This is a genomic window from Gracilimonas sp., assembly GCF_017641085.1.
In the GTDB taxonomy this organism is placed as follows: domain Bacteria; phylum Bacteroidota; class Rhodothermia; order Balneolales; family Balneolaceae; genus Gracilimonas.
The window spans coordinates 204,685-231,258 of sequence record NZ_JAEPPI010000003.1; the positions used below are offsets into that span (position 1 = coordinate 204,685).

Annotated in this window: 24 protein-coding genes; 13 read left to right on the top strand and 11 right to left on the bottom strand. The window is 44.1% G+C overall.

All coding sequences use genetic code 11. From position 1 onward, the window contains the following. Positions 1 to 289 precede the first annotated feature (289 nt). From hisG to JJ941_RS11925, 6 genes are all read left to right on the top strand, one after another. Positions 290 to 1,171 (top strand): ATP phosphoribosyltransferase, encoded by an 882-nt coding sequence (gene hisG, locus JJ941_RS11900; RefSeq protein WP_290965441.1) that lies wholly within the window; start codon positions 290 to 292, stop codon positions 1,169 to 1,171. Between the two features lie 227 nt (positions 1,172 to 1,398). Beyond that, entirely contained in the window at positions 1,399 to 2,685 is a 1,287-nt protein-coding gene (hisD, locus tag JJ941_RS11905) for a histidinol dehydrogenase (protein ID WP_290965444.1), read from the top strand. A gap of 115 nt (positions 2,686 to 2,800) precedes the next feature. After that, positions 2,801 to 3,856: a histidinol-phosphate transaminase gene (gene hisC / locus JJ941_RS11910; protein WP_290965447.1), complete on the top strand. Its 1,056-nt coding sequence runs from the start codon at positions 2,801 to 2,803 to the stop codon at positions 3,854 to 3,856. A gap of 56 nt (positions 3,857 to 3,912) precedes the next feature. Further along, positions 3,913 to 4,797, top strand: coding sequence for an imidazoleglycerol-phosphate dehydratase HisB (gene hisB / locus JJ941_RS11915; RefSeq protein ID WP_290965450.1), 885 nt, complete (start codon positions 3,913 to 3,915; stop codon positions 4,795 to 4,797). A gap of 7 nt (positions 4,798 to 4,804) precedes the next feature. Then, a complete protein-coding gene (gene hisH / locus JJ941_RS11920; protein ID WP_290965453.1) occupies positions 4,805 to 5,416 on the top strand; it encodes an imidazole glycerol phosphate synthase subunit HisH in 612 nt (203 codons plus the stop codon). A 112-nt stretch (positions 5,417 to 5,528) separates the two neighbouring features. After that, entirely contained in the window at positions 5,529 to 6,281 is a 753-nt protein-coding gene (locus JJ941_RS11925; RefSeq protein ID WP_290965456.1) for an outer membrane lipoprotein-sorting protein, read from the top strand. Between the two features lie 142 nt (positions 6,282 to 6,423). Here the strand turns inward: JJ941_RS11925 and JJ941_RS11930 are convergent, their stop codons facing one another. Next, positions 6,424 to 6,777 carry a four helix bundle protein gene (locus tag JJ941_RS11930; protein ID WP_290965459.1) on the bottom strand — a complete coding sequence of 118 codons (354 nt, stop codon included), beginning with the start codon at positions 6,775 to 6,777 and terminating at the stop codon, positions 6,424 to 6,426. Between the two features lie 163 nt (positions 6,778 to 6,940). Between JJ941_RS11930 and JJ941_RS11935 the strand changes: the two genes are divergently transcribed. The 6 genes from JJ941_RS11935 (at position 6,941) to JJ941_RS11960 (ending at position 14,141) form a co-directional block, all read left to right on the top strand. Next, the gene (locus tag JJ941_RS11935) at positions 6,941 to 8,164 is read left to right on the top strand and encodes an ABC transporter permease (protein WP_290965462.1); all 1,224 of its coding nucleotides are present in this window, start codon (positions 6,941 to 6,943) and stop codon (positions 8,162 to 8,164) included. 7 nt (positions 8,165 to 8,171) lie between these two features. After that, complete coding sequence (locus tag JJ941_RS11940) at positions 8,172 to 9,389, top strand: FtsX-like permease family protein (protein WP_290965464.1); 1,218 nt, start codon at positions 8,172 to 8,174, stop codon at positions 9,387 to 9,389. Between the two features lie 7 nt (positions 9,390 to 9,396). Next, the gene (locus JJ941_RS11945) at positions 9,397 to 10,089 is read left to right on the top strand and encodes an ABC transporter ATP-binding protein (RefSeq protein WP_290965467.1); all 693 of its coding nucleotides are present in this window, start codon (positions 9,397 to 9,399) and stop codon (positions 10,087 to 10,089) included. Continuing rightward, positions 10,090 to 11,289, top strand: a complete 1,200-nt coding sequence (locus JJ941_RS11950) for a hypothetical protein (protein WP_290965470.1) — start codon at positions 10,090 to 10,092, stop codon at positions 11,287 to 11,289. A gap of 147 nt (positions 11,290 to 11,436) precedes the next feature. Continuing rightward, positions 11,437 to 13,668: a TonB-dependent receptor gene (locus tag JJ941_RS11955; RefSeq protein ID WP_290965473.1), complete on the top strand. Its 2,232-nt coding sequence runs from the start codon at positions 11,437 to 11,439 to the stop codon at positions 13,666 to 13,668. 2 nt (positions 13,669 to 13,670) lie between these two features. Beyond that, positions 13,671 to 14,141, top strand: a complete 471-nt coding sequence (locus JJ941_RS11960; protein WP_290965475.1) for a thioredoxin family protein — start codon at positions 13,671 to 13,673, stop codon at positions 14,139 to 14,141. Positions 14,142 to 14,212: 71 nt separating this feature from the next. Here JJ941_RS11960 and JJ941_RS11965 read toward each other — a convergent pair whose 3' ends face one another. The 10 genes from JJ941_RS11965 to JJ941_RS12010 all read right to left on the bottom strand — a co-directional run bounded on the left by JJ941_RS11965 (position 14,213) and on the right by JJ941_RS12010 (position 25,910). Continuing rightward, positions 14,213 to 14,392, bottom strand: a complete 180-nt coding sequence (locus tag JJ941_RS11965) for a hypothetical protein (protein WP_290965477.1) — start codon at positions 14,390 to 14,392, stop codon at positions 14,213 to 14,215. Positions 14,393 to 14,541: 149 nt separating this feature from the next. Further along, on the bottom strand, positions 14,542 to 15,117 hold the full coding sequence (locus JJ941_RS11970) for a YdeI/OmpD-associated family protein (RefSeq protein WP_290965480.1): 576 nt from the start codon (positions 15,115 to 15,117) through the stop codon (positions 14,542 to 14,544). 240 nt (positions 15,118 to 15,357) lie between these two features. Further along, the gene (locus JJ941_RS11975) at positions 15,358 to 16,131 is read right to left on the bottom strand and encodes a hypothetical protein (protein ID WP_290965483.1); all 774 of its coding nucleotides are present in this window, start codon (positions 16,129 to 16,131) and stop codon (positions 15,358 to 15,360) included. Between the two features lie 422 nt (positions 16,132 to 16,553). Next, positions 16,554 to 17,366 (bottom strand): redoxin family protein, encoded by an 813-nt coding sequence (locus tag JJ941_RS11980; RefSeq protein WP_290965486.1) that lies wholly within the window; start codon positions 17,364 to 17,366, stop codon positions 16,554 to 16,556. Positions 17,367 to 17,378: 12 nt separating this feature from the next. Next, positions 17,379 to 18,884: a DUF6029 family protein gene (locus JJ941_RS11985; protein ID WP_290965488.1), complete on the bottom strand. Its 1,506-nt coding sequence runs from the start codon at positions 18,882 to 18,884 to the stop codon at positions 17,379 to 17,381. Continuing rightward, on the bottom strand, positions 18,884 to 19,363 hold the full coding sequence (locus JJ941_RS11990; RefSeq protein ID WP_290965490.1) for a TlpA disulfide reductase family protein: 480 nt from the start codon (positions 19,361 to 19,363) through the stop codon (positions 18,884 to 18,886). Before JJ941_RS11990 ends, JJ941_RS11985 begins: the two co-directional genes overlap by 1 nt. A 47-nt stretch (positions 19,364 to 19,410) precedes the next feature. Beyond that, positions 19,411 to 23,076 (bottom strand): M1 family aminopeptidase, encoded by a 3,666-nt coding sequence (locus tag JJ941_RS11995; RefSeq protein ID WP_290965492.1) that lies wholly within the window; start codon positions 23,074 to 23,076, stop codon positions 19,411 to 19,413. Positions 23,077 to 23,094: 18 nt separating this feature from the next. Beyond that, on the bottom strand, positions 23,095 to 23,985 hold the full coding sequence (locus tag JJ941_RS12000) for an ABC transporter ATP-binding protein (protein ID WP_290965495.1): 891 nt from the start codon (positions 23,983 to 23,985) through the stop codon (positions 23,095 to 23,097). A gap of 82 nt (positions 23,986 to 24,067) precedes the next feature. Then, on the bottom strand, positions 24,068 to 24,706 hold the full coding sequence (locus JJ941_RS12005) for a hypothetical protein (RefSeq protein WP_290965497.1): 639 nt from the start codon (positions 24,704 to 24,706) through the stop codon (positions 24,068 to 24,070). Positions 24,707 to 24,824: 118 nt separating this feature from the next. Continuing rightward, positions 24,825 to 25,910, bottom strand: a complete 1,086-nt coding sequence (locus JJ941_RS12010; protein ID WP_290965499.1) for a hypothetical protein — start codon at positions 25,908 to 25,910, stop codon at positions 24,825 to 24,827. Positions 25,911 to 26,040: 130 nt separating this feature from the next. Between JJ941_RS12010 and JJ941_RS15320 the strand changes: the two genes are divergently transcribed. Beyond that, positions 26,041 to 26,574, top strand: a complete 534-nt coding sequence (locus tag JJ941_RS15320; RefSeq protein WP_290967784.1) for a transposase — start codon at positions 26,041 to 26,043, stop codon at positions 26,572 to 26,574.

The following is a 26,574-nucleotide window of genomic DNA, read 5'->3' on the forward strand; positions in this document are numbered from 1 at the left end:
AAGCTGTTGAACCACGGAAAGGATTACTAAAGCTGAGAGCCTTAACTGAACGAAATAAGTGATCAATCCAGTTTAATTATCAAATTATAAAGACGAATAAAAACAGTTGACCCAATAACAAAGCTTTGCCTATATTTGAAGCAATGAAAGACGCACTCCTACATATCCATCATCTTTCGCTCGATGTCCATCATGCCCATCGCGGACATCATCATATCCATGTGCATTAATTGCACCTTTTTTGACCTTTTATCTACCTATTTTCTAATTCTTATTACTTACTAATTTCATGAACAGAACAAAAGATTCTTCTACCTCTTTACGTATTGCTATTCAAAAAAGCGGTCGCCTGACTGATAAGACCATCGACTTACTGGAGGGCATCGGTATAGAGTTCGATAACTATAAGCGGAACCTGATTGTTAAAACCCGAAATTTTGATGTTGAGCTTTTATTGCTGCGCGATGATGACATCCCCGAGTATGTACAGGATGGTGTGTGCGATCTGGGTTTTGTGGGAGCCAACGAAACCCAGGAAACAGGCGCAGATGTAACCCCGATTCGGGATCTTCAATACGGGAAGTGCCGGCTTTCATTAGCAGCACCTAAAGACGGAGATATTCAGTCGCCACAGGATTTTGAAGGGAAGAAAGTAGCAACGAGCTATCCAAATTTGACCCGTCGTTTCTTCGAAGAACGAGATATAAATATTCAGATTGTTGAAATATCCGGAGCTGTAGAAATAGCCCCTCAGCTTAAAGTAGCCGACGCCATTGTGGATCTGGTTTCCAGCGGAGGCACGCTGAAAGCAAACGGACTGGTTGAGCTGGATACCATTCTGCACTCACAAACCCAGCTCATCCGAACCAACAAAGAACTTTCACCCGGCAAAAAGGAGCTGATTGAACGGTTTTTAGTGAGGATGGACGGCTATCAAAAAGCTGCGAAAAGCCGCTACATTATGATGAATGCATCCACATCCAATGTGGAAAGGATTAAGGAAATTATTCCTTCCATGAAAAGCCCTACGGTGATGCCGTTGGCGGATAACGATATGGTAGCTATTCATACCGTGATTCCCCTGGATAAATTCTGGACAGTGATGGAAGAACTAAAAGAAGCAGGCGCTTCGGATATCGTAATGCTGCCCATTGAAAGCATGATCCTGTAGAATATCGAACAAGGAACATTGAACATTCAATATTGAAGGGTGATTTGATTCATAAAGTGCATTAGTCGAAAACATAGCCAGCTTTGCGAAGACTTTGCGTTCAAAAACGACTATGAGAATAAAGAAAAACATGTGTTATCAAGTCAGATACATGAACACTATTCCTTGTCCCATTACAGTTCGTTTCGTTACCTGGAGGCACTTACTTCAACTATAATAAAATTGAAATGAGAACTTATAACTATAGAGATTTAAAACCGGCACAACTCACGGAGTTGCTGAAGCGACCGAAAATCGACTTTGCCTCTATTTTTAGTACGGTACAACCTATCATTGAAGCAGTTGAAAACGATGGGGATGAAGCGGTCAGAAAGTTTACCCATAAGTTTGATGGGGTAGATTTGGATGAGGTCTGTTTCAACCCGATGAAGCAGGAAGTATCGTTATCAAAAGAAGCAAAAGAGGCTATTGATACGGCATTCGACAATATTTATGCCTTCCATAAAGCGCAGGTTCCGGCTCCGTTAGAAATTGAAACCATGCCGGGCGTACGATGTATGAAGGTGGCGAGACCCATTGAACGGGTAGGATTTTATGTGCCGGGTGGAACGGCGGTATTACCATCAACAGCTATGATGCTGACCATACCTGCTATGATTGCCGGCTGCTCAACAAAAGTGCTGGCAACTCCACCCGGAAAAGACGGTAGTATAGCTCCTGAAATTATTTATATCGCACAAAAAGCCGGTGTGGAAACGATTTTGAAAGCCGGCGGAGCACAGGCGGTAGCAGCGATGGCTGTCGGTACGGAATCGGTCCCAAAAGTGGATAAGATATTCGGGCCGGGTAATCAGTATGTGACGGCAGCAAAAATGATTCTACAAAACTCGGAAGCTCAAATCAGTATTGATATGCCGGCCGGTCCTTCTGAAGTATTGGTTATAGCGGATGGGCAGGCAAACCCGGCTTATGTAGCCGCAGATCTGCTTTCGCAGGCCGAGCATGGCCAAGACAGCCAAGTTGTACTGGTTGCCACGGCTGCTTTTGATCTGAAAAAACTGGAACAGCAATTGGAAGATCAGTTGCAGGAACTTCCACGAAAAGACATTGCCAAAGAAGCCCTCGAACATAGCTTTATACTTAACGTAGAGGATCTGAATCAGGCCTTTGACTTCTCAAACGAATATGCTCCTGAACATTTAATTGTGAATGTGGAAGAAGCAGAAAGTTATATGGAAAAGATTACCAATGCCGGTTCTGTTTTTCTGGGGCAGTTGACGCCGGAAAGCGTAGGTGATTATGCATCGGGAACCAATCACACCCTGCCTACCTATGGGTATGCGCGGATGTACAGCGGGGTAAACCTCGCGGCCTTCCAAAAATCGGTAACCATGCAGGTACTGAGTGAAGAAGGGTTAAAAAATTTGGGTCCCACAGTGGAAAAACTCGCAGAATTGGAAGAGCTTCAGGCACATAAAAATGCTGTAAGCATCCGGTTAAAAGACATACAATAAGTAAACCTAATTAGTGTCGTTTTGAGTGAAAGCGAAGAGGTATGCATGAAAATTGATGGTAACTATTTCAAGCAAAGATCCTTCGCAGGTATGCTCATGATGACTTTTTAAGTATATGAGCAAAAAAATAAATATTGACGCCTTAGTACGGGAAAACATCCGAAACCTGAAGCCTTACCGAAGTGCACGGGACGACTTTGACCGGGGAATTTTGCTGGATGCCAACGAAAACAGTATGGGAGCTCCTTTTGAGGACGATTTGGAGCTAAACCGTTACCCGATGCCGTACCAGGAGGAGTTGCGGGAAAAAATAGCTGCCTTCCGAGATGTTCATAAAGAAAATGTATTTGTAGGAGTAGGCAGTGATGAAGCCATTGATTTGTTGTTTCGGGTGTTTTGTATCCCCGGGAAAGACCGGGTGATTGTAAACCCGCCTACGTACGGAATGTATAAAGTATCGGCAAATATAAATGACGTTCAGGTGGATGAAGTGCTGCTGACCGAGGGATTTCAGCTTCAGCCGGAAAAGATTCTGGATGCGGTTCAGCCCGAAACAAAAATCATATTTATTTGTTCGCCCAACAACCCAACGGCAAACAGCATGAATATTTCGGATGTGGTGAGGGTGCTGGAAGGTTTTAACGGAATTGTGGTGGTAGATGAAGCCTATATCGACTTCAGCAGGCAGGGAAGTCTGGCCAATAACCTTAATGATTTTCCAAATCTCGTAGTGTTGCAAACCATGTCTAAATCGTTTGGCTTGGCGGGAATCAGACTCGGAATTGCACTGGCCAACCCGGAGGTTATTTCATACATGATGAAGGTGAAGGCTCCCTACAATGTGAATAAACTGACCTCAAAAAAAGCAATACAGGCCTTTTCCAACCTGGAGAATATCACTACAAATATTAAGTCCATTTTGAAAGAAAGGGAACGGGTCATCAACAAGCTGATTAAGTATGAGGCCGTTGACTATGTGTACCCGACCGATGCGAACTTCATTCTCTTTAAGATTAAAAATGCCATGGATGTTTATAAAAAAATGGCTGAAGAAGGGGTTATCATTCGATACCGGGGAAATGAACCTCATTGCGAAGACTGTCTGAGGCTGACCATTGGAACTCAGGCAGAAAACGACCGGTTTTTCGAAGCCTTAGATAAGATTAAATAGAAGCCGGATGATACCGGCATTCGGATTATTATAGATTCAGATTAAAAATTGGACCCATGTTAATAGCTATCACAAAAAATGCACTTTCCGATCCTGATGAGAAGTTCAGTTTCAGGAAGAATTCTCTTATCTCATTAAAAAGGATCTGTGAGTCCGGCCATACTTTATTGATAGAGGATGCGGAGATTTCTGAAGAACAGGCTTTATTGTTGGACCAAGAGCACATCTCCTATGAAAAAGAAGGAGAAGCTGATTTAGTGATTTCCGGTTCTGAACAGCAGCTGAAACTGCTTAAAGTAGAGAACGAGCTGCTGTCCTCTGAAAACTGGGAAGCTGTGGTGAGGTTCATTACCCGGGAAGCCCGAAAGGCATCTCTTCAGCGGAAGACCAATGAAACGGATATCAGTATCAATATAAACCTGGACGGAACCGGAAAGGCCGATATATCTACCGGATTGAACTTTTTTGATCATATGCTGGATCAAATTGCACGCCATGGGTTAATTGACCTTAAATTGAGTTGCAAAGGGGATCTGGAAGTGGACGAACATCATACCATTGAAGATGTGGCCATCGCATTGGGTGAAGTGATTACCAAAGCCCTTGGAAATAAGAAGGGAATTGAGCGCTATGGCTTTGTTCTGCCGATGGATGAAGCACAGGCTACAGTGGCGATAGACCTGTCCGGGCGTCCGTTTTTAGTGTTTGAAGGCGACTTCATGAGAGAGTATGTAGGCGATATGCCTACCGAGATGATTAAACATTTTTTTTATAGCCTGGCAATGAACTTGAAGGCAACGATTCATGTTAGCTTTTCAGGTGAAAATGATCACCATAAAATTGAAGCATGCTTTAAGGGTTTAGCCCGGGCTTTAAAGATGGCTATAGAACAGAACGGGCGCATCAAAAATCTGATCCCAAGTTCAAAAGGGACGTTGTAGATTATTTATGATAGGAATCATCAAGTATAAGGCCGGAAACACTGCCTCTGTCGCAAATGCACTGGACAGACTGGGCGCACAATTTTTCTTTGCAGAAACCCCTGAAGAGCTGGAACAGGCAAAAGCAGTGATATTTCCCGGTGTTGGACACGCCGGTGCAGCTATGAAATCGCTCGAAGAAAAGGGAGTGGATCAATGGCTGAAACTTACAGATAAACCGGTTTTGGGAATTTGTGTGGGAATGCAGCTATTATTTGAGTCCTCCACGGAAGGTGATACGGTTGGCCTTGGGATTATTCCCGGCTCCCTAAAGAAGTTTGACGAGACCCAGGCGAAAGTACCACACATGGGGTGGAATAAACTACATGATCCCCAAAAGCATGCTATTCTCAAAAACCTGATTGACAAACACTACCTCTACTTTGTGCACAGCTATTACGCACCGGTAGGTGAATATACCCTGGCAACCTGTAACTATATCAATGATTTTTCGGCCATCGTTGCCAAAGACAACTTCGTTGGGGTACAATTTCACCCTGAAAAATCAGGCAGCGTGGGATCCATGATTTTGCAAAACTTTCTCGACATGGTGTACTCCCCTGAAAAAGTGAAGATTTAAGCTGCACATTAAGTCGGGTATAAACACTTTTCTCTTCATCACATCTTAACCTCCGGTGTGTAATTTGTTTTGTTCCATCATTTGCTTAAATAGGGGCAAAATCAGGAGGTTTATGATGCTTAAGTCACTATCACTGTTTTTATTAGCCGCATTTGTTTTATGTGAATGCTTGCCGGCACAGGACGCTACACAAATTATTGAACAAGCTAACGAAAGGATGCAGGGTGAAAGCTCAAAAGCTGAGATGACCATGCAGATTGTTCGTCCGAATTGGGAGCGAAGTGTTTCTTTTAAGAGCTGGAGCAAAGGAGAAGATTTCAGCCTTATTTTGATTACAGCTCCTGCAAGAGACGAGGGTACAGCTTTTCTAATGAGAGAGAATGAAATCTGGAATTGGCTGCCGGATGTAAACAGAACTATTAAAATGCCCCCGTCTATGATGAGTCAGTCCTGGATGGGTTCAGACTTTTCAAACAACGATTTGGTGAGGGAATCTTCAATCGTTACCGATTATACCCACAAGCTTTTGCAGGATACCACTATAAACGGGTACGATTGTTACAGAATTGAAATGATACCGAAACCGGAAGCGCCCATCGTATGGGCAAAGGTTCATACCTTTATTTCTAAAGATGAATATTTGCAGTTGCGATCTGAGTTTTATGATGAAGATGATTTTTTAGTAAGAATCATGAAGGGTTCAGAAGTGAAAGAGATAGGAGGAAGATTAATCCCCACTAAATTGGAAATGATACCGCTGGAAGATGAGGGTAACAAAACCATCGTTACCTACCAAAACCTGGATTTCAATATCGATATCTCTAACCAGTTTTTCAGCATACAGAATATGAAAAGAATACAGTGATCAGTAAACAGTTGTACAATGAACAGTAAACAGTGATTAGATAGTATAGGTAAATTTTTTAGCATACACTGCTAACTGCTAACTGCTAACTGCTAACTGCTAACTGCTAACTGCTAATTGCTAACTGCTAACTGCACCCTGTTTATCGATTAATGCGTGTTGTTTTAAGAATGGAGAATAAGATTTTGGCGAGTTCATCAGCATCTTCGTACATACTGTTGTACAGTTTTTCATCAATAAAGTCAGTGTCTTTAAGAAGAGAAAGCCAATATTTTGTTTCAAGACATTCTTTATATGATATGGATAACTTTGCTGAAAAGTCAGCTTTTGAAATACCACCATTAGCTTCGGCAATATTTGCACCGATGCTGGTTCCACTTTTTAAAAGTTGTTTTGAAATAATGAACTCTTTTTTATCAGAGCTTAAAAACTGGTACGCTTTTACTATCCGAACGGCAAATGCGTACGCCTTTTCATATAGATTATTACCTCTCATGATACTATTACTTCGTTGTACATTGTACCCTGTTAGAGCAATGTCAAAAGAAATCCTTACAAGATTTTTTAGTGAAAGAAGAAAAACCTTTGCCCACACCCACTGATCACTGGTTAATGATCACTGTGAACTGTTAACTGCCAACTGATAACTGCAAACTGAAATGCTGTATCTAAACTTAGCTTGGAGAAATATCTGGCGGAATCGTCGTCGCACGTTTATCACGATTCTGTCTATTGTGGTGGCAGTGATGTTATCAGCCGTGATGAGGGCCATGCAGGAAGGTCAGTATGATGACATGATAGAGAATACCGTTGGCACCTTTACCGGCTACATACAAATTCATCAGGCTGGATATTGGGAAGACCAGACTCTTGATAACACTCTGGTTTTTTCCGACTCCCTAATTCGTAAGCTGAACAACAATGATGAGGTTGCCCATGTTGTGCCCCGGCTTCAGTCTTTTGCACTGGCTGCGGGAGAGAGCCAAAGTCGGCCGGCATTGATTTTAGGGGTTGACGTAAGCAAAGAGCAGCATCTCAGCAATGCCAGGGAAAGATTACAAGCCGGTGCGTACTTTGACTCAAATGATGAGAAGTCGGTATTGGTAGGTAATGAGATGATGCAACGCCTTGGCGTACAACCGGGGGATAGCCTGGTTTTAATTGGTCAGGGTTTTCGGGGGCAAAGTGCAACAGGGCTATACGAGGTCAAAGGCTCGGTTCGGTTCCCAAGTTCTGAAATGAATAAGAACATGGTGATGCTTCCTTTGGAGACGGCTCAAAACCTATTTGCTTCCCATAACCGTGTTACGGCTATTGCTTTAATGCTTGATGACGCACATCAGGTAGAAGAAGTTGTAACTAAGCTGAAGAAGGAACTTTCAGCCGGCGATTATGAAATAATGGGATGGCAGGAATTAATGCCGGAACTGATGCAGAGCATTGAAGCAGACCGTGGCAGCGGACTGATTATGATATTCATTCTCTATATGGTAGTAGGCTTTGGTATCCTGGGTACCGTGCTTATGATGATAAGTGAGCGAACGTACGAATTAGGTGTGATGCTGGCCGTGGGAACCCCCAGGGTTACCATCTTGTCAATTCTTGCCATCGAGATGTTGGTCATCACCTTTATCGGGGTGGGGGTTGGGGTTTTAATTTCTATTCCCATCTCATGGTATTTCAATATCAATCCTATTCAACTGCCAGATAGTATGACCGAAGTGATGGAAGGGTATGGTATGGAACCGGTTATACAGTTTGCTACAGATCCATCCATTTTCTACTCACAAGCTGTCATAGTGTTTATCATCACTCTGATCTTCACCATAATCCCGCTGATAAGGGCGAGCAGGTTGAATCCTGTAAAAGCATTGAGGTCCTAATATGTTGATGAAGATCATTAAGCTCGGATGGAAAAATATTTGGCGCAACCCCATGAGAAGCAGCGTGGTTATAGTAGCTGTGTTGTTGGGAACCTGGGCGGGTATTTTCTCGGCCGGTTTTTTAAATGGTATGATGCAGGATTCTCTGAGTAATCAGATAGAACTTTCGGTCGGGCATATTCAGATTATGCATCCCCGGTTTGATGACCTCTACAATCCTAAGTACCAGGTGGATAAAGCGGATGAGGTAATAGAAACCCTTCAGAATGAATCGTATGTAACAGATATTTCTGTCAAAAGTTTGGTAACCGGACTGGCTCAAAGTACACGAAACAGTTACGGGGTTACCGTGAATGGAGTAAGCCCGGCAACAGATACTTTGCTCGCTATCAAGCAATACATGACAGAGGGTACATTTCTTACCTCAGACCGCCGAAACCCAATTGTGATTGGACGTAAACTTGCCGAGCGGCTGGATATTGGTATGCGCTCCCGGATGGTGCTGAGTTTTCAGGATATTAATGGAGAAATAACCGGAGGGGCATTTCGGGTGGCGGGGATTTTTGATTCCTTCAGCAATCAATATGACGAGAGCACAGTATTTGTACTTAAGGATGATTTGAACCGGTTAATAGGAAGCGGGCAAGCTGTTCATAATATCCGGGTAGATACAGATGACCTATCGCGTGCCGATGAATATGCCCGGCAATTACGCGAACAGTTTCCGGAGTTGGAAATCAAAACCTGGAGAGATATTGCTCCTGACCTTCGATACATCTTTGATATGATGGATATCTCTTTATACATGGTGATGGTGCTTATAACAATTGGCTTGGTGTTCAGCATCATAAATACCATGCTGATGGCTGTACTTGAGCGTACAAGAGAACTTGGGATGTTGCGCGCAATTGGGATGAATAAAAGCAGGACGTTTAGCATGATCATGTTGGAAACTTTTTTCCTTACGATGGCAGGGACCCCTTTAGGCCTTCTGTTTAGCTGGCTTACCATCTCATATTTCTCACATTCCGGTATTGATTTAAGTGCTTTTTCAGAAGGATTAAGTGAGTATGGCTTTAGTACAATAATCTATCCTGAGCTGTCCGCTACCTATTATTTGAATATCACCCTACTTATTGCTGTTGCAGCACTTTTGTCAGCGATCTACCCTGCTGTTCGAACGCTTAAGCTAAACCCTGTTCAGGCCATTAGAAAATTCAATTAATAAAGCTATGTCTGTCATAACCACCGAAAACCTTACGAAAGTGTACAATCCGGATCCGGATAAAGTGCCGGTTCATGCACTGAATGGAGTAGATTTAACAATTGAGAAGGGGGAGTTTACTGCTATCGTAGGGCCGTCCGGTTCAGGAAAAACAACTTTGCTGAATATAATTGGCGGACTTGATGAACCAACGGAAGGCAAAGCGTTTATTAAAGACACGGATTTAACCACCCTGTCAGACAGCGAGCTCATCAAATTCAGGCTCAATCATATTGGGTTTGTGTTTCAGGCTTATAACCTGATCCCGGTGTTGACAGCTATTGAAAATGTATCTTTTGTAATGCAAATGCAGGGACGCCCATCCGCTGAATGTCGCGAGAAAAGCCTGGCATTGTTAAAAGAAGTTGGACTTGAAGATAAAATTCACAAACGACCTTCCGAGCTTTCAGGTGGGCAACAACAAAGAGTTGCAGTAGCAAGAGCATTGGCATCCAAGCCGGACTTTGTCCTCGCTGATGAGCCCACCGCCAACCTGGATTCCGTTTCTACGGCCGAATTACTGGATATGATGCTGGATCTGAATAAGCGCGAGGATATGACCTTTGTATTTTCCACTCACGACCAGCGCGTGATTGACCGGGCTCGAAGAGTGGTTACCCTGGTAGATGGGAAAATTGATTCTGATGAGAAAAGAGGATGAATGTTGATTACTGAACAAGGAACATTGAATATCGGAGTGCCATTTTTTCGAGCCTGCGTTCTTTTTGTGTTTATCACGGTTTTCCTTTTTCCTAATAAATCTAATGCACAGCTGAAGGAAATCGTAGATATCAGTGGATATATGAAGGAGTTGGGACAGATTTCGGCGAGTAATGATTTTTCTGAGCTTCGCTATGATAATATTCTTCATAGCAGATTTGAAACCGAGTGGACCTTTACAGAAAACCTGGAGTTTAATGCCGACCTTCGAACACTATTACTCAATGGATATACCGTTCGGAATGCGATTGGTTTGGCAAGCTTTTTAGAAAAAGATCCTAATCTCATAGATATGTCCTGGGTTTGGATCGATACAGATCAGGCGTTGATTCATTCACAGATAGATCGGTTTCACATCAGCTATTATAATGGAGACTTTGAGCTATATGCCGGCCGTCAAAGAATAAACTGGGGGAAAACCCTGGCATGGAACCCCAACGATCTTTTTAACAATTATGCGTTTCTGGATTTTGACTATGAGGAACGTCCCGGCGTTGATGCCATTTCAGCCATATATAATTTAGATTTTGCTTCCAGCATAGAAGCCGGTATTAAGCTGGCTGACTCATTTGATGAGATGGTAATCGCAGGCATGTATCGGGTTAATTATAAAACCTATGATTTACAGCTTATAGCCGGGCATTACCAGGACAAAGCAGCGCTGGGAATTGGCTGGGCCGGTTATATTAAAGATGCAGGGTTTAAAGGGGAGGCCTCCTATTTTCATCCCGAAGATGAATTCTTTAACAATACGGGATCACTTTCTGCTACGCTTGGGTTCGATTATATGTTTGAAACCTCCATTTACGCACAGGCAGAGGTTTTATACAACGGTGGGTATCAAAACCGGAATGCAAGTCTGTCTTCACTCACTCAACCCCCAAGTGCAGACAACCTTTTTATTTCAAAAACCGGCTACCTTATCAATGGTTCGTATCCGGCCAGTCCACTGCTCAATGGCAATCTTGGAATTATGGGCAGCTTTACTCAAAAACTATTTATTCTTTTCCCACAGGTGAGTTATTCCCTGGATGAAAACCTCGACCTTTTACTGGTTTCTCAGCTGCTTAAAGGAGAAGCTTTTTCCAACTCTGTGGAGACACCAAACGTATTTTTCATAAGACTGAAATGGTCTTATTAGTATCCCCTGTAAGCCGAGAGGGCTAATAATCAAGTAATTAGCCCCGGCTAAAAATATAATTATCTAACTTAAATATTTCTTGCAATTCAGGACTGTCAATACCTATTTTTAGCCTAAGCTAAAAAATTAAATAGTTCAGAATAACAAATGAAAAAAGTGTCGCTGGTTTTAGCCGTCTTTTTCTGTTTTAATGGAATCCTTTTTGCACAATCCGGCAGTGGAACAATCACCGGAAAAGTAACCTCGGAGGGAGAGCCTGTGGTTGGCGCAAATGTTGGCATCCCGGAAATACAGAAAGGAAGTCCCACGGACGTAGATGGAACATTTGAAATAAAAAATGTACCTGCCGGAAAGTATAAGCTTCAAATCACTGCTGTTGGTTTTGATAAGGTAATTAAGAGAATAAGTGTGAAGTCCGGCGAGACTACGACTGTTGACATCAGGATAAAAGAGACGCGTTTGGAGCTGGAGCAAATGGTGGTTACCGGGACCATGCGCCAAACCTATGTAAAGGAATCTCCGGTGAAGGTGAATGTGGTGAAAGCGGCCCAGCTTCAGCAAGGGAGAACCAGTTCCAATATCATGGACCTGATCAGCAGTGTAAACGGACTTTCAACCCAGCTTAACTGTGGTGTTTGCGGAACCAACGCTATTCGGATTAACGGAGTGGAAGGACCAAATACAGCCGTATTAATTGACGGCATGCCGATTATGGGTGCTTTGGCTTCGGTGTATGGGTTGAATGGAATCAGTCCTTCAATCATCGATCAGGTGGAAGTGATTAAAGGTCCCCAATCTACTTTGTATGGAACACAGGCACTGGGCGGGGTGGTGAACATCATCACCAAAAACCCGGCTATTACACCCACTTTTTCAGCGGATGTGTATGCCAAAAGCACCGAAGAGGGGAATATAAATCTGGCATACTCTCCCAGGGCTGGTCGGTTTGAAGGCTTTGTAAGTGGAAATATTTTGCATCTCGAAAATTACTTTGATGAAAACGGCGATAACTTCAACGACCTGGTTAAACAATCGCGGGTATCGCTATTTGGAAAAGGAACGCTGCTTGGTGAGAATATGGAGCAGCGTTTGAATGTTGCAACGAAGTACTACACCGAGAACCGAACGGGAGGATTAGAAGCGTTCAGCGATGACCTTCGTGGCTCCGATCAGATTTATGGGGAGTCTATTTATACCAACCGGTTTGAGTTTATGACGGAATACCGGCCGGCCGGCTTGAATGAACAACTCAGGATCAGCGGTGCCGTCACGCATCATGATCAGGATAGTTATTATGGAACCGATTGGTACGATGCGCAGCAGGGAATTGCATTTGGTCAGGCTACGTGGGATCAACCCATTGGTGAGAACTTCCAGCTGCTGGCAGGAACCACAATTCGCTACGAAACTTATAACGACAACACTCCGGCTACTTCATCCGGAGCCGACAAAAGGTGGATTCCCGGAGTATTCTCACAGGGAGAACTAAAAGCCGGTGATTTTACCTTTCTGGGTGGAATCCGGGTTGATCATCATTCCGAGCATGGGTTTGTAACTGCACCCCGATTATCATCGAAATTCAGCCCATCAGACCTGACGACATTCAGAATCAGTGCCGGAACCGGATTTCGGGTGGTGAATGTATTTACGGAAGACCATGCTGCCTTGACGGGTTCCCGGGAAGTGGTATTTAATGAGGATCTGGAGCCGGAGGAATCCAAAAGCATAACGGGGAGCCTCGAGCAGATTATCCCATTTGGTACAAACCCAATGACGGTAAGTCTGGACGGGTTTTATACGCGTTTCTCCAATAAAATTATCCCGGATTACGATCAGGACCCAAACCTGATTGTGTACGAAAACCTGGATGGGTTCTCCGTAACGCAAGGCTTCTCGGTTGGGCTGGAGCAGAATTTTACGGCTCTGCCTGTTACCTACAATGCCAGCATCACCATTATGGATGTGTACACCGAAGAGAACGGACAGCGACAGGCTCTGGCCTATGCTCCGGAATATACCGGCGTGTTTGGAGCCACCTACAACTTTCGGTCGCTGGATCTTTCCCTTGGTTATAACGGGAACCTGGTGGGTCCAAAACGCATGCCGGCTAACTATGCTGAAGATTTTGGGAGATCTTCCAAGTCACCGGCTTACTCCACGCACGACTTAAAGATTACTAAGGAATTCACCAACGTGAACAGCGAAAAGGGAATCGGTTTTGAGGCGTACCTGTCTGCGGAAAATATTTTCAACTACACGCAGGGCAGCCCGTTAGTGGGAGCCGGGAATCCCTTTGGTCCTGAGTTTGATACAATTTATACCTGGGGACCAATCATCGGCCGTACCTTTTCAATTGGCGCAAGATTAAACCTGAGGTAGAGATGAAATCCAGCAACCTGTTTTACCTGTCGGTTATTTTTACCCTGATTGGGGTGGTTTTTTCAAACTCTGTTTATGCTCAGACAACAGAACTGGAATGGCATTCCTTTGAACAAGCTCTGAAGCTGGCGGAAGAAGAGGGCAAGCCCATCATGGTAGATGTTTGGGCACCGTGGTGTGGCTGGTGTAAGAAAATGAAGAAGGAAGTATACCCGGAGCTTAGCGCAGCACTCAGCAAAGACTTTGTACTTACCCGACTAAACCGGGACGATAATGAGGATAAAAAAACCTATCAGCAATACAGAATCACTCCTTTACGATTAGCCCAGAAGTTCGGCGTACAAAATGTACCGGCTATTGTTTTCTTATCCCCGGAGGGAGAATACCTGTTTCATATTTCGGGCTTTGTGGAAGCGGATGAACTGAAAGAGATTTTGGGGTATGTTTCTGTGGAGAGGGCGGAAAGGCTTTGAGATAAGGTCTTGTTAGCAGCCGCTATATGTTGGAAAGTGAAATTTCCTGTACTGATTTATCGATAAGTACTCTACTCGTAGGCTACAGATCGCAGATTTTGGTTATCCAGTTTCCCCTTAAGTTTCAACGACCGTAGATTTAGCTTGGTTTTTTTAGCCTTATTGAGAGAAGACAAATACAGATATACTTTTTCCAATTCCGTGTCAGAGAGTCGATCTATTTCTTTTTTTACTTTCTCTTTTGTAATCATGGCAGGCGGGTTTGTTAACAACAACAATTTAATTAACGCCAAGAAATTTTCATAAGTATAGCAGCGGTGGGGTTAAGGCGGCTAATAACCCGGCGTTTAAACGGTGCGTAGCTAATGAAGATGCTCAGCTGTAGAGCATCGGAGAGAGATCAAGCCGGTTTTTCTTCACGAGCCAGCATATCCATGAATTTTGCAAATCGCCTCTGCCTGGTTTCGGGCTTCTTCGCTGATGTCAATCCATAGGCGATGTGATAGCGACTTGATTTGTTGAGTGTTTCAAAGAACTGTTTTGCTTTCAGCTTGCCATGGAGTGCTTCCAGGAAATCTGCCGGCACTTCCAATTCGCTTGCCACATAGGCTTTCTCCCATCGGCCATCCAATTGGGCGGCGCGAACCTGGCTGAGTCCCGATTCCATCATGCGGCCTTCGCTTATCAAACGTTCGGCAAGTTCTCTGTTCCTTTTTGACCAGTTGCTTCGGGCTTTCCTGGGAGTAATCCGTTGAAGATAAGCCTGTTCATCCAATGACTTCCGGATACCGTCGATCCAGCCCCAGCAAAGTACCTCAATCACGACATCATTCCAGGTCACGCTCGGAATCCCGGTCTTCTTCTTGAATATTTTTACCCACAGTTCATACTCAGTGGCATGATTCCGTTTTAGCCAATGGCCGAGATCTTTTGACGATGCAAAGGGTAAGATTTTTGTTGGATCGGGTTCCGGCATAAAATTAGATTCTTTTCGACATAACGGCCTGGCGTTTGAGCAGCACTAGGATTAAGACTCAATAAAGGGCTAAAAAGTTCAGATCAGGTAGATAGTTTGAGGCGGAGCCTCCGGTTGGCATTACGGAGCAGAGCACCGTAACGAGCATAAACGGCTAAAAAAGTTAAAACAAACAACACCGGAAATCGAAGCTACGTCCGCGTCCCAGTTGATGCGCTTGTTATACGCTATTTTCTTTGATCAACCTCCAATGATTTCTCTAAACTTCCGTATTCCTTTTATTGCCAATGCCCCAGGCACAGTGACAAATAAGCCATATAAAAAAGCGACAGCGACAACAATCCAATTATTTGTTGTATATATCATAGCAGGTATCAAACCAACTAGTCCTATTATTATTCCATAAAGGACCGCATGAAGTTGAGAGACTCCAAAGATTTGTTTTTGGGGCTCGCTATATTTGACTTTTACTCCTTTCTTTTCACACGACAACCAAATAGCTGGAACCTCAGCTGATTTTGGCGTATTTAAATATGTAAGACTGACAGTTTCACCTCTATTTAAAATTGGAACTAAATATTCTCTTTGTCCAAAATAAATATTTCTTTGATTATCAGTTATCTGTTGCCCATCTGGGACATGAAGAAGCTGCTTATATCTATCAGTGAATTCCAAAATACTTGGAGAGTTGGAAATTCCTGTTCTTTCTGTAAGTAAATTAGTGTTGTCAGAAAAAGTATGAACAATAACATCTTCATAATCATTAAGGCTGTCATTTCTTAATTCAATAGTGGATAAATATAGATCTTGAAGATTTGTCTCGTTCCAGATTATCTGGACATTTCCAAAAATGTTATCATTCGCAGACATTCCTATCCGGTTATGTTCTACAAAATATCTAAATACACCTCGTTTATGTAAAACTCGCTGAGTCACCCATGCTGTTAGGATACCGGCAATACCACCGAATATTATCGATATATATTCTGATTTAAGTAGTTCAATTAAATCCATATTAAAGGTGTTTTAAGTAATGCGTATAACATAATATTAGACGAACAGGATTTTGTCAGGGCGAACACCGCCAACGTGCTCTTATACGCTCCATTCAGCTGTTCTATTCGTATAAGGAGATTTTTGGGATGTACTCCGAACTGTTGTTCTCACATTCCATCCCCTTATTAATTCCTAAGATAACACCTTGGCTTAATTTTGCAAGACGGGATGGCTGCCTTCTTTGAACAATAATCTGTCAAGCAGGATCAAATCAGCACGTCATCGCGAGGAGCTCACTTGTTTAAGCAGGGCATAGTTTTTTGCGACGAAGCGATCTCCCTAATTACACTTAATAATGTAAATCGGGAGATTGCCACGGTATTTGCTCCCATTCGGTCGGGCAATACCTCGCAATGACATGCTATAAATTGAACAGATGTTTACTTAATCAGCGTCATCTTTTTGGTGAGCACCTGACCTTCTGTTCGGAGTTGGTAAATGTACATCCCGGAAGGGACTGCACTTCCTGATGAACTCAACGCATTCCAGCTTACGGTTTTTTGTCCGGCCGATTGGCGCTCATTCACCAATGTGGCTACTTCAGCCCCCAGCATGTTGTAGATTTTGAGGGAAACCTGAGCCGGCTTATCCAGAGCATATGAGATCGTGGTGACCGGGTTAAACGGATTCGGGTAATTTTGAGCTAAGCTGATTCGCTCCGGAGACTGACCGGTTGGCTCCGCAGAGGTGATGGTTTTAGACAATTCTTCCTCAATTACAGCGATTACCTGTTCGGTATCTGTGTCAACAAATCCCGTTCCTTTATAGGCGATTTCTCCCTCTTTGGAGATTACTACTGACCGGTCGTAAGAGGAGGTATTTCCGTAGTAATCTTCCAGGCTTTGGCGGGCATTCAGCAGTAAAGTATAAGTGATTCCGGTTTCCGATTGAAAGCTTTGGTTTGCCGACCGGGATAAGTTCCAGGTATCCAGGCCCAGGGCAACGAAGCCGGTGTCTTCCATATAGGGTTGGTAGATGTCGTTCTCCGTGATGGGGCCATTATCGAGGCAGTGTGGACAACCGGCTCCATAAAAAAAGATATAGACCACTTTGCCTTCAAAATCAGAAAGGGAGACCTCATCCCCATCCAGTGATGTGTAGGTAAACCCGGGAGCCGGATCACCAGTATTTACCTGGGCAAAAACCGGAGCTGAAAAAAGAACGACAAGTAAGAGCAGTAAAAATGACTTCATGGTATTTCCTGTTTAAAACCGTGTGGTGAATCTTAATTCAACTCCTTCAAAATCCAGAATCTCATAACAGATGCCGGATGTGCAGGCAGGTCCTCCGCGTCTTTTGCCTGCGAAAACATCTAACGTGTGAGACTGGTTGATCTTGTATCTTACATTTCCGCCCAGCCAGGTACGCGTTTCGTCCTCAATATCAAAGGTGTTGGGATTGTCGGTAATCAATAAGTCGTCGGTGGCTTCGAATACAAGACTGACGGTTAAATCGGGGATCGTGCTGTAAGCGATGGAGGCGTAATAATTTTCAACGTTTTGGGAGAAGGCGGTTTTGTAATAGGTCTGGAACTGAACATCCAAAGCAAGGCTCCATTCATAGTTGAAGCTTTTTTCCGAAATCAACCCTGCCGAAATGCGGTTTTCTTCTCCCTTGCGCTCATCGGTTGCATAGTCCACAAAGGCTTTGAAAGAAAGGAAGTCGCTCGCCTGGTAATATCCTTCCAAAAAATACTCCCGGTAATAGTTGGTTCGGGCAATCTCATTCTTAGCGGTGGTGATATTTGCCGTCACCGAATGGCCGTCTTCAAAGTTATAGAAGCCCTCCACTTGAAAGCCGGATTCATTGGCGGTGCTCAACACATGCGTACTTCGGTTCAGCACCGGGTAGGTATGTTCTTTGATGAGCGAGGGTGGATCGTTGTATCCCGAACCCAGCCGAAATTGATTGTAGTTCTTGTATTCAGCACTGAGGCCAAAAGATCCGTAGAAATAATTCAGCCCGGAATAAAGAGCATAGGAATCCTCCTCTTCAAACTGAAAAAGGGCGATATCGGTATCAAAAGCATACTCCCCGTAAACCTGCAGATTGAAAGGGAGATTGTAATTATACATTAGTGAAGCCAGTTCGCGGTAATCGTCACGCCCGTCGGAACGGCTTCTCATGAAGGCTCCGCCAATACTGAGGTCTTCAGTGAGATAAAAATCAGACTCTATAGCCTCAATTAAATCGGGGCGGCGGGCACTATCCGGTTTAAAGTTGGGTGGAAGCGGGTTAAAAAGTGGACGGGCTCGGATCACGGAGGCTTCAATCCAATCATTCTTATAGCTGATGTCAACGCCCTCCTGGTCCCGGTTGAAGGCATATCGGGTGCGATAAAAAGAGTCTTCATACACGGATCCGGGGATGTCATAACTGCGAAGTAACAGTCCGCGACCGATGGTTTTATAGAAATTCCCGATTCTCACTTTAAAATGGTCGTCTTCGTACTGCAGGCGCTTTTGCGACAGAAGAAAGTAGTTGCGGTCATTAAAGGGGGTAAGAAAATGTTCAAATCGTCCGTAGGCACTGATTTTTCCCTGATCATAGAAGAGATTGAGCTGATCGTACGATGTGGTCAGGTCCGTATTCTCTTCATAAGGCAGATTCCCATATTGAAACTCGAAGGTATTGGTGCCATAAAGCTGGGCAAAAGCGGATGAACTATAAAGGAGTCCGATTACCGATGATATGATTAGCAACCGCAGCATCACTCGCTTAGCAATTTGTTGATTTCAGCTTCTATCATCTTCTCTTCACCCGGAGTGTATCCTTCATGAAAATACACGACTTCATCCTCGCTGTTTACGATAAGCAAGGTGGGTACAGCCTGAACCCGTAGGCGTGCCATCACATTGTTGTCGGTATCCAGTAAAACCGGATAATCTATGCCGAGGGATTTGGAAAAAGGTTTTACTTTGGAAAGGTTTCGGGGGCCGTCCACACTGATGCCCACAAATTGTACACCCTGTGATTCAAACTCATCATACATGTCCACAAACTTGGGGATGGATTTGATACAAGGCTTGCACCATGTAGCCCAAAAGTCGATTACGGTCAGCTTTTCTCCCTTTACATCTTCGTAGGAAGTGGTGCGGTTATCCAGGTTTTTTAGCTTGAAGTTATGGACTTTAGGTCCGCTGAAGACGGCAGAGCTTACAATCAGTAAAATCGATAAGAGAAGTTTCATGGCTGTCTGTTTAGCAGGTTAGACAACCATGAAACGGAATTTCTTACTTAATTGCTGTCTTCCCGGGAAGGAGGCCGGCGATTGTCATTCGAAATGGTGTCGATCAGCTTGTTATAGGGATCGATACCGGCCGAGGAGGGTTCTTTATCCACGGTAATGGTCAGCTCATTCAGAATCTCGGTAAACCTATGCTTTTTGAAATAAAGCACGGTTTCATTACCGAGCGAATCGGTTCCGAAAACTCCTACGTCCACCCAATCCTGGAGTGGAAGTGACTTAACCGGAAGCCGGCGATCTTCAATTTCGATGGCCAGGCTGTCTCCAGCTTCATCCTGGTAAATACGCTTACCGGTTTCACCTGTTCGGTATTTGGAAACCTGAAGCGTCAGGTTTACCTCATAGGTGCTGCTTTCCACTTCGGTGTAGGTGGCGTCTTCTACCCGGTTATCATACAGCGTGATGGTTTCAAACATATCTTTAATGAGGTACTGAAGCGAGTCCGGTGTGGCTGCCTTCAGGTGCTCAAGCAATTCCAATGAGGTGGTGTATGGCGGCTCCTGAAAAGCGACCTCGTCAATATAATCGCTAAGAGCTGCATTCAGATTGTCTTCGCCGATATAATCACTGAGGGCATAGAATACCAACGACCCTTTGTTGTAGTGGATATACTGCTGGTTTTCATTATAAATCAGCGGCAGTTCTTTTTTGGACTCCAGCGTACGGCCGGTAAGGTAGCTGTCCAGGGCGTCTTTCAGGAAAACCCGCATCTGATTTTCACCGTGTTCCTTTTCCAGCACTTTAAGCGAGCTGTACTCCGACAAACTTTCCGATAGCATGGTTGCCCCTTGAACGTTAGCCCCAATTACCTGGTGTGCCCACCACTGATGTGCCACTTCATGAGCCGTTATGCTGAACGGGTAATTCACGCCTTCTTCGCTGGTGGTATCCACTTCAGCGATAAAACCAATGGCTTCGGAATAAGGAATGGTATTGGCAAACGACTGTGCAAAACTTCCTCCGGTTCTCGGAAACTCAATAATGCGTACCTGCTGATGCTGATAAGGGCTGTACTCAGAAGTATAGTAGTCCAGCGATTTCTTCATGCCGTTCATCATGTGGTCCAGGTTATAATCGTGGCCTTTGTGGTAGTAGATCTCAAGGGCAACATCATTCCAGGTGTCTTTTACCACCTCAAACTCCGCGGAAATAAAGGAATAAAAGTTGACCATGGTGCTGTCCATTTTGTAATGGAAATAGCGGCGGCCGTTTTCTTCCCATTCATCCTGAAGGTAACCCGGTGCAATGGCAATTTGCTCAGGAGAAGTACTGATGGTTGTTTCAAATTCAATCCAGTCGGCATCGCCGGAGATGTAGTTATTCATCCGGGCCGCACTGTCGGTAGGTGGAGCCATGCGTTCTTTGGGTGGGAGCCCATATCGCTCGCGGGCATCCGATCCAGACAGCTCCATAGACTCCTGATAGCCCAATCTCGGGAAGATGGCATTGTTGATGAACGTACCATTATGACGAACCGGTGAATTATTACGCAGGATTTCATTCGGCTTGTTTGAAATGGCGAAGGAAAAGAGAAGAGTATCACCGGGCATCAGAGCATTTTCCAGTCGGTAGATGTCGTAATTCATGGAGTCATCTTCCAACACCAATTCATAAGGCTGGTTAAAGCTGAATGAACTGATGAAATTGTTATGGTCGATGTGGATGGAGTCGATGGCAACATCGGTCTTGTTCTTGAGGATGTACGTACCGGCCGCTTTAAAGTCCCGCGTTTCGGGTGCCAGGTCCAGATTAATGGTCGACGAAACGATACGAGGCTGGGGAATGCCTTTAAACTTCCCGTAATTTTTTTCCCATTGTGCAGCCCGTTGTTCTCTTTCTTTGGAAGAAAGCCGTTCGTATTTGATGTTATCCACGTAGTATATCCAGCTGCCGATGGAGAGGAAGCCAACCAGTGAAAGTGTAAATACAGCTTTAAGAGCAGGAGTAAATTCCCGTTTCGCATTTTGCAATCGCTCCTTAAGACTTCCCGGCAATCCGCGACGGAAGAGTATTATGGAGAGCACATAAAAGGCGATTCCCAGTAACAGCCAGTACGCTTTGTACACATAATATTCGGCAAGGGATGAACCGTAGCCATTCATGTCGGAATACTGAGTGCCGGGGCCCTGATTATACTTAAAGATATCCTGTTCGATACCAATTCCGTCCAAAAATGAAATCCCGATGGAGATTAACAGCAAGAGGATAAACCCAATGTAGTAGTTCTTAAAAAAGGAATGGAACAGGATGGCGAGCAATCCCCAGATTACTACGTGGACTAAGGAAATGGCATACAGATCAAACAGGTAGAGTCCGATTTCGAAGTTATAATAGCCGTTGAAAAGCTGAACACCGATGCCGGCAATCATGATGATTGAAAGCAGAATAACCTGCATTTTGACCAGTGCTATAAACTTGGAAAGCAGGATCGTCCAGTTGGGGGTTGGGGTAACGTGTACCAGCTGATCGATGTTAGAAGTCCGGCTGCGGTGGATCAGCATCCCGGCATACAGGAAGGTCAGAATATTAATGAAGAGGTTGAAAAAGGTGCCGGGAAGCTGCAGCATCTGCCAGGTGACCGGCAGGGTGTCGGTTCCGAAAATTTCAGCCCCGAGCAGAATCACGCTTAATGAGATCAGCAATCCCACCAGGGAAATAATAATGAACGCCCAGCCTTTTATGATGTATTTGAGGTCAATATCAGAAAGCGTCCACGCCAGCTTCAGGTTTTGGATCCATGAAAAATCAAAATCAACTTTTGGGAGAGAGACCGTGAGGATACTGCCGAAGTTTTTCTTGGTAACCCGTTCGCTTTTCTTGCTTCTAAACAGGCTGAATGAAAATGCTTCCTGGCTAAAACTGAAAGACCGGTAAACCAGTCCAAAAATGGCTATTCCTAAACCGGACCAAAGCAGCCGGTTGTATAAAATAACTTCACCCCAGGGCAGTGGGTTTTGGTTGCGTTCGTAGATAGTCCAGTACTCAGTGTAATAGGCATTGGCCTGAAAGCCGTATGGATCGAGGAGGGCTGCCAGCATTTTGTTATCAAGATCCTGGGTAAGGTTACCGGCAAAAATCTGGATCAGGAAAAGCGCCAAAATGGTAATAAAGCCCACATTGATGTTGCGTGTAAAGGTGACAACAGCAAAAACGATGGCCCCGAAGAAAATCAGGTTGGGGATGATGTAGTAGATAAAAGGCTGGGTATAATTGATCAGCTTAAAAGGCCCCAGCAGGTCGGGATTGGTTCCCGGGAAAATGCTTCCCAAAAATACACCAAAAGCAGCAGCAACCACTACCAGGGTGGCAATACAAATTCCGGCCAAAAATTTAGCCAACAGGTATTCCCATTTTGTAAACGGATAGGAATACAAAACAGAGTGCATCTCATGCTTATAGTCTTTATAAATGGTGCCGCCAATGATGGCCGGGAGCAGGAAGTACACAATAATTGCCATCTCATTCAGCAACCCGTTAATGGACGAAGCCGAGTTTACAATGGTGATGGAGTTGATGCTGACGGTGATGCTTTCAAACAAACCCGCAGCTGTTGCCATGGTAAATAACGACAGCAAAAACAGAATGCCGGAGTACACATAAAAAGAAGGCTTTCGCAGCCAGTACCGCAGTTCAAAAGTGAAGATGTTATAGAACATGATAAAAGGAATTTAGGCTTAAGCGGCTACGACTTCTTTTTCTTCCCGGAGTGTGACGAAATACACGTCTTCCAGCTCAGGGCTTTTGGCTTCAAAACTTTCATCAGGTTTCTGGGTATCGTGTACCCGGATGTTCAGCGTGTTATCCTGGTTGAAGCTGGATGAAATCACATTAAACTTAGCCTCATGTTCTTCGAGAGCATCACGCTCGATATTCTTCGTCCACATTTGTCCTTCAAGGGCAGAAACTGCTTGCCCCGGGGTGTGGTGACTCAGAATCCTCCCGCCGTTCATGATCGACATATCGGTACAAAGTTCTTTCACATCATCAACAATATGGGTAGAGAAAATCACGATGTGATTGGTGCCGATTTCACGAAGTACGTTCAGAAACCGGTGGCGTTCAGATGGATCGAGTCCGGCGGTAGGCTCATCCACAATAATGAGTTTGGGGTCGTTAAGCAGCAGCTGGGCAATTCCGAATCGCTGTTTCATCCCTCCGGAGTAACCGGCTACGCTTTTGCGCCTCACTTCCAGCAGGTTGGTGACCTCAAGTGCGGTATTCACCATTTGCGTACGTTGGTTCTTGTCAGCAATCCCTTTTAACCGGGCAAAGTAATGAAGCAGGTCTTCGGCCGACATCTTTGGATACACTCCAAAAGATTGGGGTAAATACCCGAGTACTTTCCGCAGGCTGTTTTTGTCGTTAAGGATATCAATGTCATCCAGGTAAGCGGTTCCGGTATCCGGTGCCTGAAGGGTGGCGATGGTTCGCATCAGGGTAGACTTACCGGCGCCATTTGGCCCGAGCAGTCCAAACATCCCCGACTCAATTTCTATAGACACATCATCCAGTGCCTTAACCCCGTTTTTATATGTTTTTGAAATATTGGAAAGTGATAGCTTCATTTTTTGCCTGATTGAGTAAAAGTAACAGGTGAGAGTATAAGTAAATCAGGAAGGATTCTCCGAATAAATTTCGGTCAAAAAATCAGGAAGCTTTTTCTTGCGGAATAATCAGGACGATAAATTTATCAAACCGGAACACTACCATATCACGGTCTATTCCAATCTGAAGAATTCTTTGATAGATCTCCTGTGCATCTTTGACTGTACGGTCACTTTGTTCGATGGTATCCAACTCTCCATCGGCGTCCATATCAAAGAAAAGCTCTTCATCGCCGGTGGTAAGGTTGGTAATCTCAAATTTGTTGTACAGTAAGTCGGTGTAATACCCAAAGGTTTGAAGGGTGTACTTCAGGTTGTTTTCGGTATGAGTGAAGATACGTTTCTCTTTGCGTGCTTTAAACTTTTGCTGCTCTATGGCCACCTGAATTCCATACGTATAAATGGTATTGGCTTCTTCCAGAGAAATTTCCCCATACTGCACAAGGTCGATGATGCCGTCCTGGTTGGTGTCCATAGACCGGAGTACGGATTCGTCATTCTCATACTGAATCAGGTAATTATAACCTTCACCTGAGGGAGCAGATATACTGATAATATGGTAGGTGTTTTGGTTATACTCAAAAGAAAAATCAGTACGGGTTGGTAAATTTTTAGAGGATGAGCACCCCACAAATAAAAGCCCGGTAAAAAGAAGGAAAGATAATTTTGCTTTGAATTTCATAACACCCTCGGACTGTTAGGGGATGCTAAATAGTAACTAATTGGGGGGTTGATTCAAAGTTAAAAAGCCCGATTTAAATTATAAATCGGGCTTTAGGATATCTGTTAAGAGTAATTTTCTAATCTACCCAGTCAGCCACAAAAACGTTGGTTGACCGGTCTCCGCCGTTATTTCGGTTGGATGAAAACACGATCTTTTTACCATCCGGGGAAAACATGGGGAAGGAGTCAAAGGCGTCGTCAAAGGTGACTTGTTCAAGTCCGGTTCCATCTACATTAATCATGAAAATGTTGAACGGAAAACCACGCTGGGATTGATGATTGGAAGAGAATAGAATTTTCTCGCCTGAAGGATGGAAATAGGGCGCCCAGTTGGCATTGCCAAGGTCGGTAATTTGTCGAAGGTCGGTTCCGTCCACATTCACTATAAAAAGCTCCATATTGGTCGGCTCAACGAGTCCATCTGCCAGCAGAGATTTGTATTTGGCAATCTCTTCCTCCGTCTCGGGTCGGGAAGCCCGGAAAATCAGTTGGCTGCCATCGGGCGAGAAAAAAGCCCCGCCGTCATAACCAAGTTCATCCGTAATCTGAATTACATTTGAACCATCGGTATCCATTATGAATAACTCCAGATCACCGGTTCGGGTGGAAGTGAATACAATTTTGTCACCTTTCGGAGAAACGGTGGGTTCGGCATCATAACCGGGTTCATCGGTAAGTTTGGCGATGATGTTTCCGTTCAGGTCGGCTTTGTAAATGTCGTAACTGTCGTAAATGGGCCAAACGTACGCACCGCCCGCTCCACGCTCAGGGGTAGCGGGACATTCCATTTGCTCAGCGTGAGTGGATGAGTACACAAAGGTAGAATCGCCGGGCAGAAAATAGGCACAGGTGGTTCGGCCATTTCCTGTACTGATCATAGGCGGTTCAAAGCCGGGCTCTTTTTCAGAAATATCCATGTAAAAGATCTGGTCGCATTCCACGCCCCACTCCGGATTGTTGGATTGAAAAATCAACTTATCGCTGTCGTAGCTCCAGTAAGCTTCGGCATTATCCCCACCAAAAGTTAACTGTTGAACATTGCGAAGATGTACTTCCTGAGCATATTTCAGGGTGTCAGCTTCAGGGTTATATGGTTTTTTATCAGGGGTAGAAGTGCATGAGATAGCCGCAATAGCTACCACAAGAACAGGAATAAATTTCATGAATAGTTGATTGAATTTTTTAAAAGCATGAAGAAGATAAGGAAAAAGCGAAACCGGCTCACAGAAATAATTCTGTAAGGTTTTGTGATGAATGGGCTCTTACTGTTATAAGGGAAACCAATAAATAGAAATGGAATATTGGCAAAAACCACTTCGATTGGATGGCTGGGATTATAGAAATCCATGGTTTTATTTCGTGACCATCTGTACAAAAAACAGAGTCCATTATTTTGGCAGAATCAAGGATGGAAAGATGGGGTTATCAGAACAGGGATGTGCAGCATGGTATTTTTGGAATCAAATTCCCAACCACTTTAAGAATGTGAGATTAGATGCATTTGTGGTTATGCCGAATCATATCCATGGCATTATTCAGATATTACCTGATGAAAATGGTTTTAATCCTGTGGCATTATGCAATTGCATAATGCCACAGGAAAAGATCAGGGAATTTGGTAAGCCCAAAGCCGGATCTCTATCTGTTATTCTAAATAATTATAAAGGATCTGTTACCAGATGGTGTAACAGAAAAGGTTATGAATTCTGTTGGCAGTCCCGATTCCATGATCATATCATCCGAAATTACAGATCACTGAACCGAATCCGGCAATACATCGAGTGTAACCCATTGAACTGGGAGAAAGATTCTAAGAATGTGCTATGA

Coding starts and splice junctions, on each gene's coding strand:
- hisG (WP_290965441.1), top strand. CDS start 290: ATGAACAGAACAAAAGATTCTTCTACCTCTTTACGTATTGCTATTCAA.
- hisD (WP_290965444.1), top strand. CDS start 1,399: ATGAGAACTTATAACTATAGAGATTTAAAACCGGCACAACTCACGGAG.
- hisC (WP_290965447.1), top strand. CDS start 2,801: ATGAGCAAAAAAATAAATATTGACGCCTTAGTACGGGAAAACATCCGA.
- hisB (WP_290965450.1), top strand. CDS start 3,913: ATGTTAATAGCTATCACAAAAAATGCACTTTCCGATCCTGATGAGAAG.
- hisH (WP_290965453.1), top strand. CDS start 4,805: ATGATAGGAATCATCAAGTATAAGGCCGGAAACACTGCCTCTGTCGCA.
- JJ941_RS11925 (WP_290965456.1), top strand. CDS start 5,529: ATGATGCTTAAGTCACTATCACTGTTTTTATTAGCCGCATTTGTTTTA.
- JJ941_RS11930 (WP_290965459.1), bottom strand. CDS start 6,777: ATGAGAGGTAATAATCTATATGAAAAGGCGTACGCATTTGCCGTTCGG.
- JJ941_RS11935 (WP_290965462.1), top strand. CDS start 6,941: ATGCTGTATCTAAACTTAGCTTGGAGAAATATCTGGCGGAATCGTCGT.
- JJ941_RS11940 (WP_290965464.1), top strand. CDS start 8,172: ATGAAGATCATTAAGCTCGGATGGAAAAATATTTGGCGCAACCCCATG.
- JJ941_RS11945 (WP_290965467.1), top strand. CDS start 9,397: ATGTCTGTCATAACCACCGAAAACCTTACGAAAGTGTACAATCCGGAT.
- JJ941_RS11950 (WP_290965470.1), top strand. CDS start 10,090: ATGTTGATTACTGAACAAGGAACATTGAATATCGGAGTGCCATTTTTT.
- JJ941_RS11955 (WP_290965473.1), top strand. CDS start 11,437: ATGAAAAAAGTGTCGCTGGTTTTAGCCGTCTTTTTCTGTTTTAATGGA.
- JJ941_RS11960 (WP_290965475.1), top strand. CDS start 13,671: ATGAAATCCAGCAACCTGTTTTACCTGTCGGTTATTTTTACCCTGATT.
- JJ941_RS11965 (WP_290965477.1), bottom strand. CDS start 14,392: ATGATTACAAAAGAGAAAGTAAAAAAAGAAATAGATCGACTCTCTGAC.
- JJ941_RS11970 (WP_290965480.1), bottom strand. CDS start 15,117: ATGCCGGAACCCGATCCAACAAAAATCTTACCCTTTGCATCGTCAAAA.
- JJ941_RS11975 (WP_290965483.1), bottom strand. CDS start 16,131: ATGGATTTAATTGAACTACTTAAATCAGAATATATATCGATAATATTC.
- JJ941_RS11980 (WP_290965486.1), bottom strand. CDS start 17,366: ATGAAGTCATTTTTACTGCTCTTACTTGTCGTTCTTTTTTCAGCTCCG.
- JJ941_RS11985 (WP_290965488.1), bottom strand. CDS start 18,884: ATGCTGCGGTTGCTAATCATATCATCGGTAATCGGACTCCTTTATAGT.
- JJ941_RS11990 (WP_290965490.1), bottom strand. CDS start 19,363: ATGAAACTTCTCTTATCGATTTTACTGATTGTAAGCTCTGCCGTCTTC.
- JJ941_RS11995 (WP_290965492.1), bottom strand. CDS start 23,076: ATGTTCTATAACATCTTCACTTTTGAACTGCGGTACTGGCTGCGAAAG.
- JJ941_RS12000 (WP_290965495.1), bottom strand. CDS start 23,985: ATGAAGCTATCACTTTCCAATATTTCAAAAACATATAAAAACGGGGTT.
- JJ941_RS12005 (WP_290965497.1), bottom strand. CDS start 24,706: ATGAAATTCAAAGCAAAATTATCTTTCCTTCTTTTTACCGGGCTTTTA.
- JJ941_RS12010 (WP_290965499.1), bottom strand. CDS start 25,910: ATGAAATTTATTCCTGTTCTTGTGGTAGCTATTGCGGCTATCTCATGC.
- JJ941_RS15320 (WP_290967784.1), top strand. CDS start 26,041: ATGGAATATTGGCAAAAACCACTTCGATTGGATGGCTGGGATTATAGA.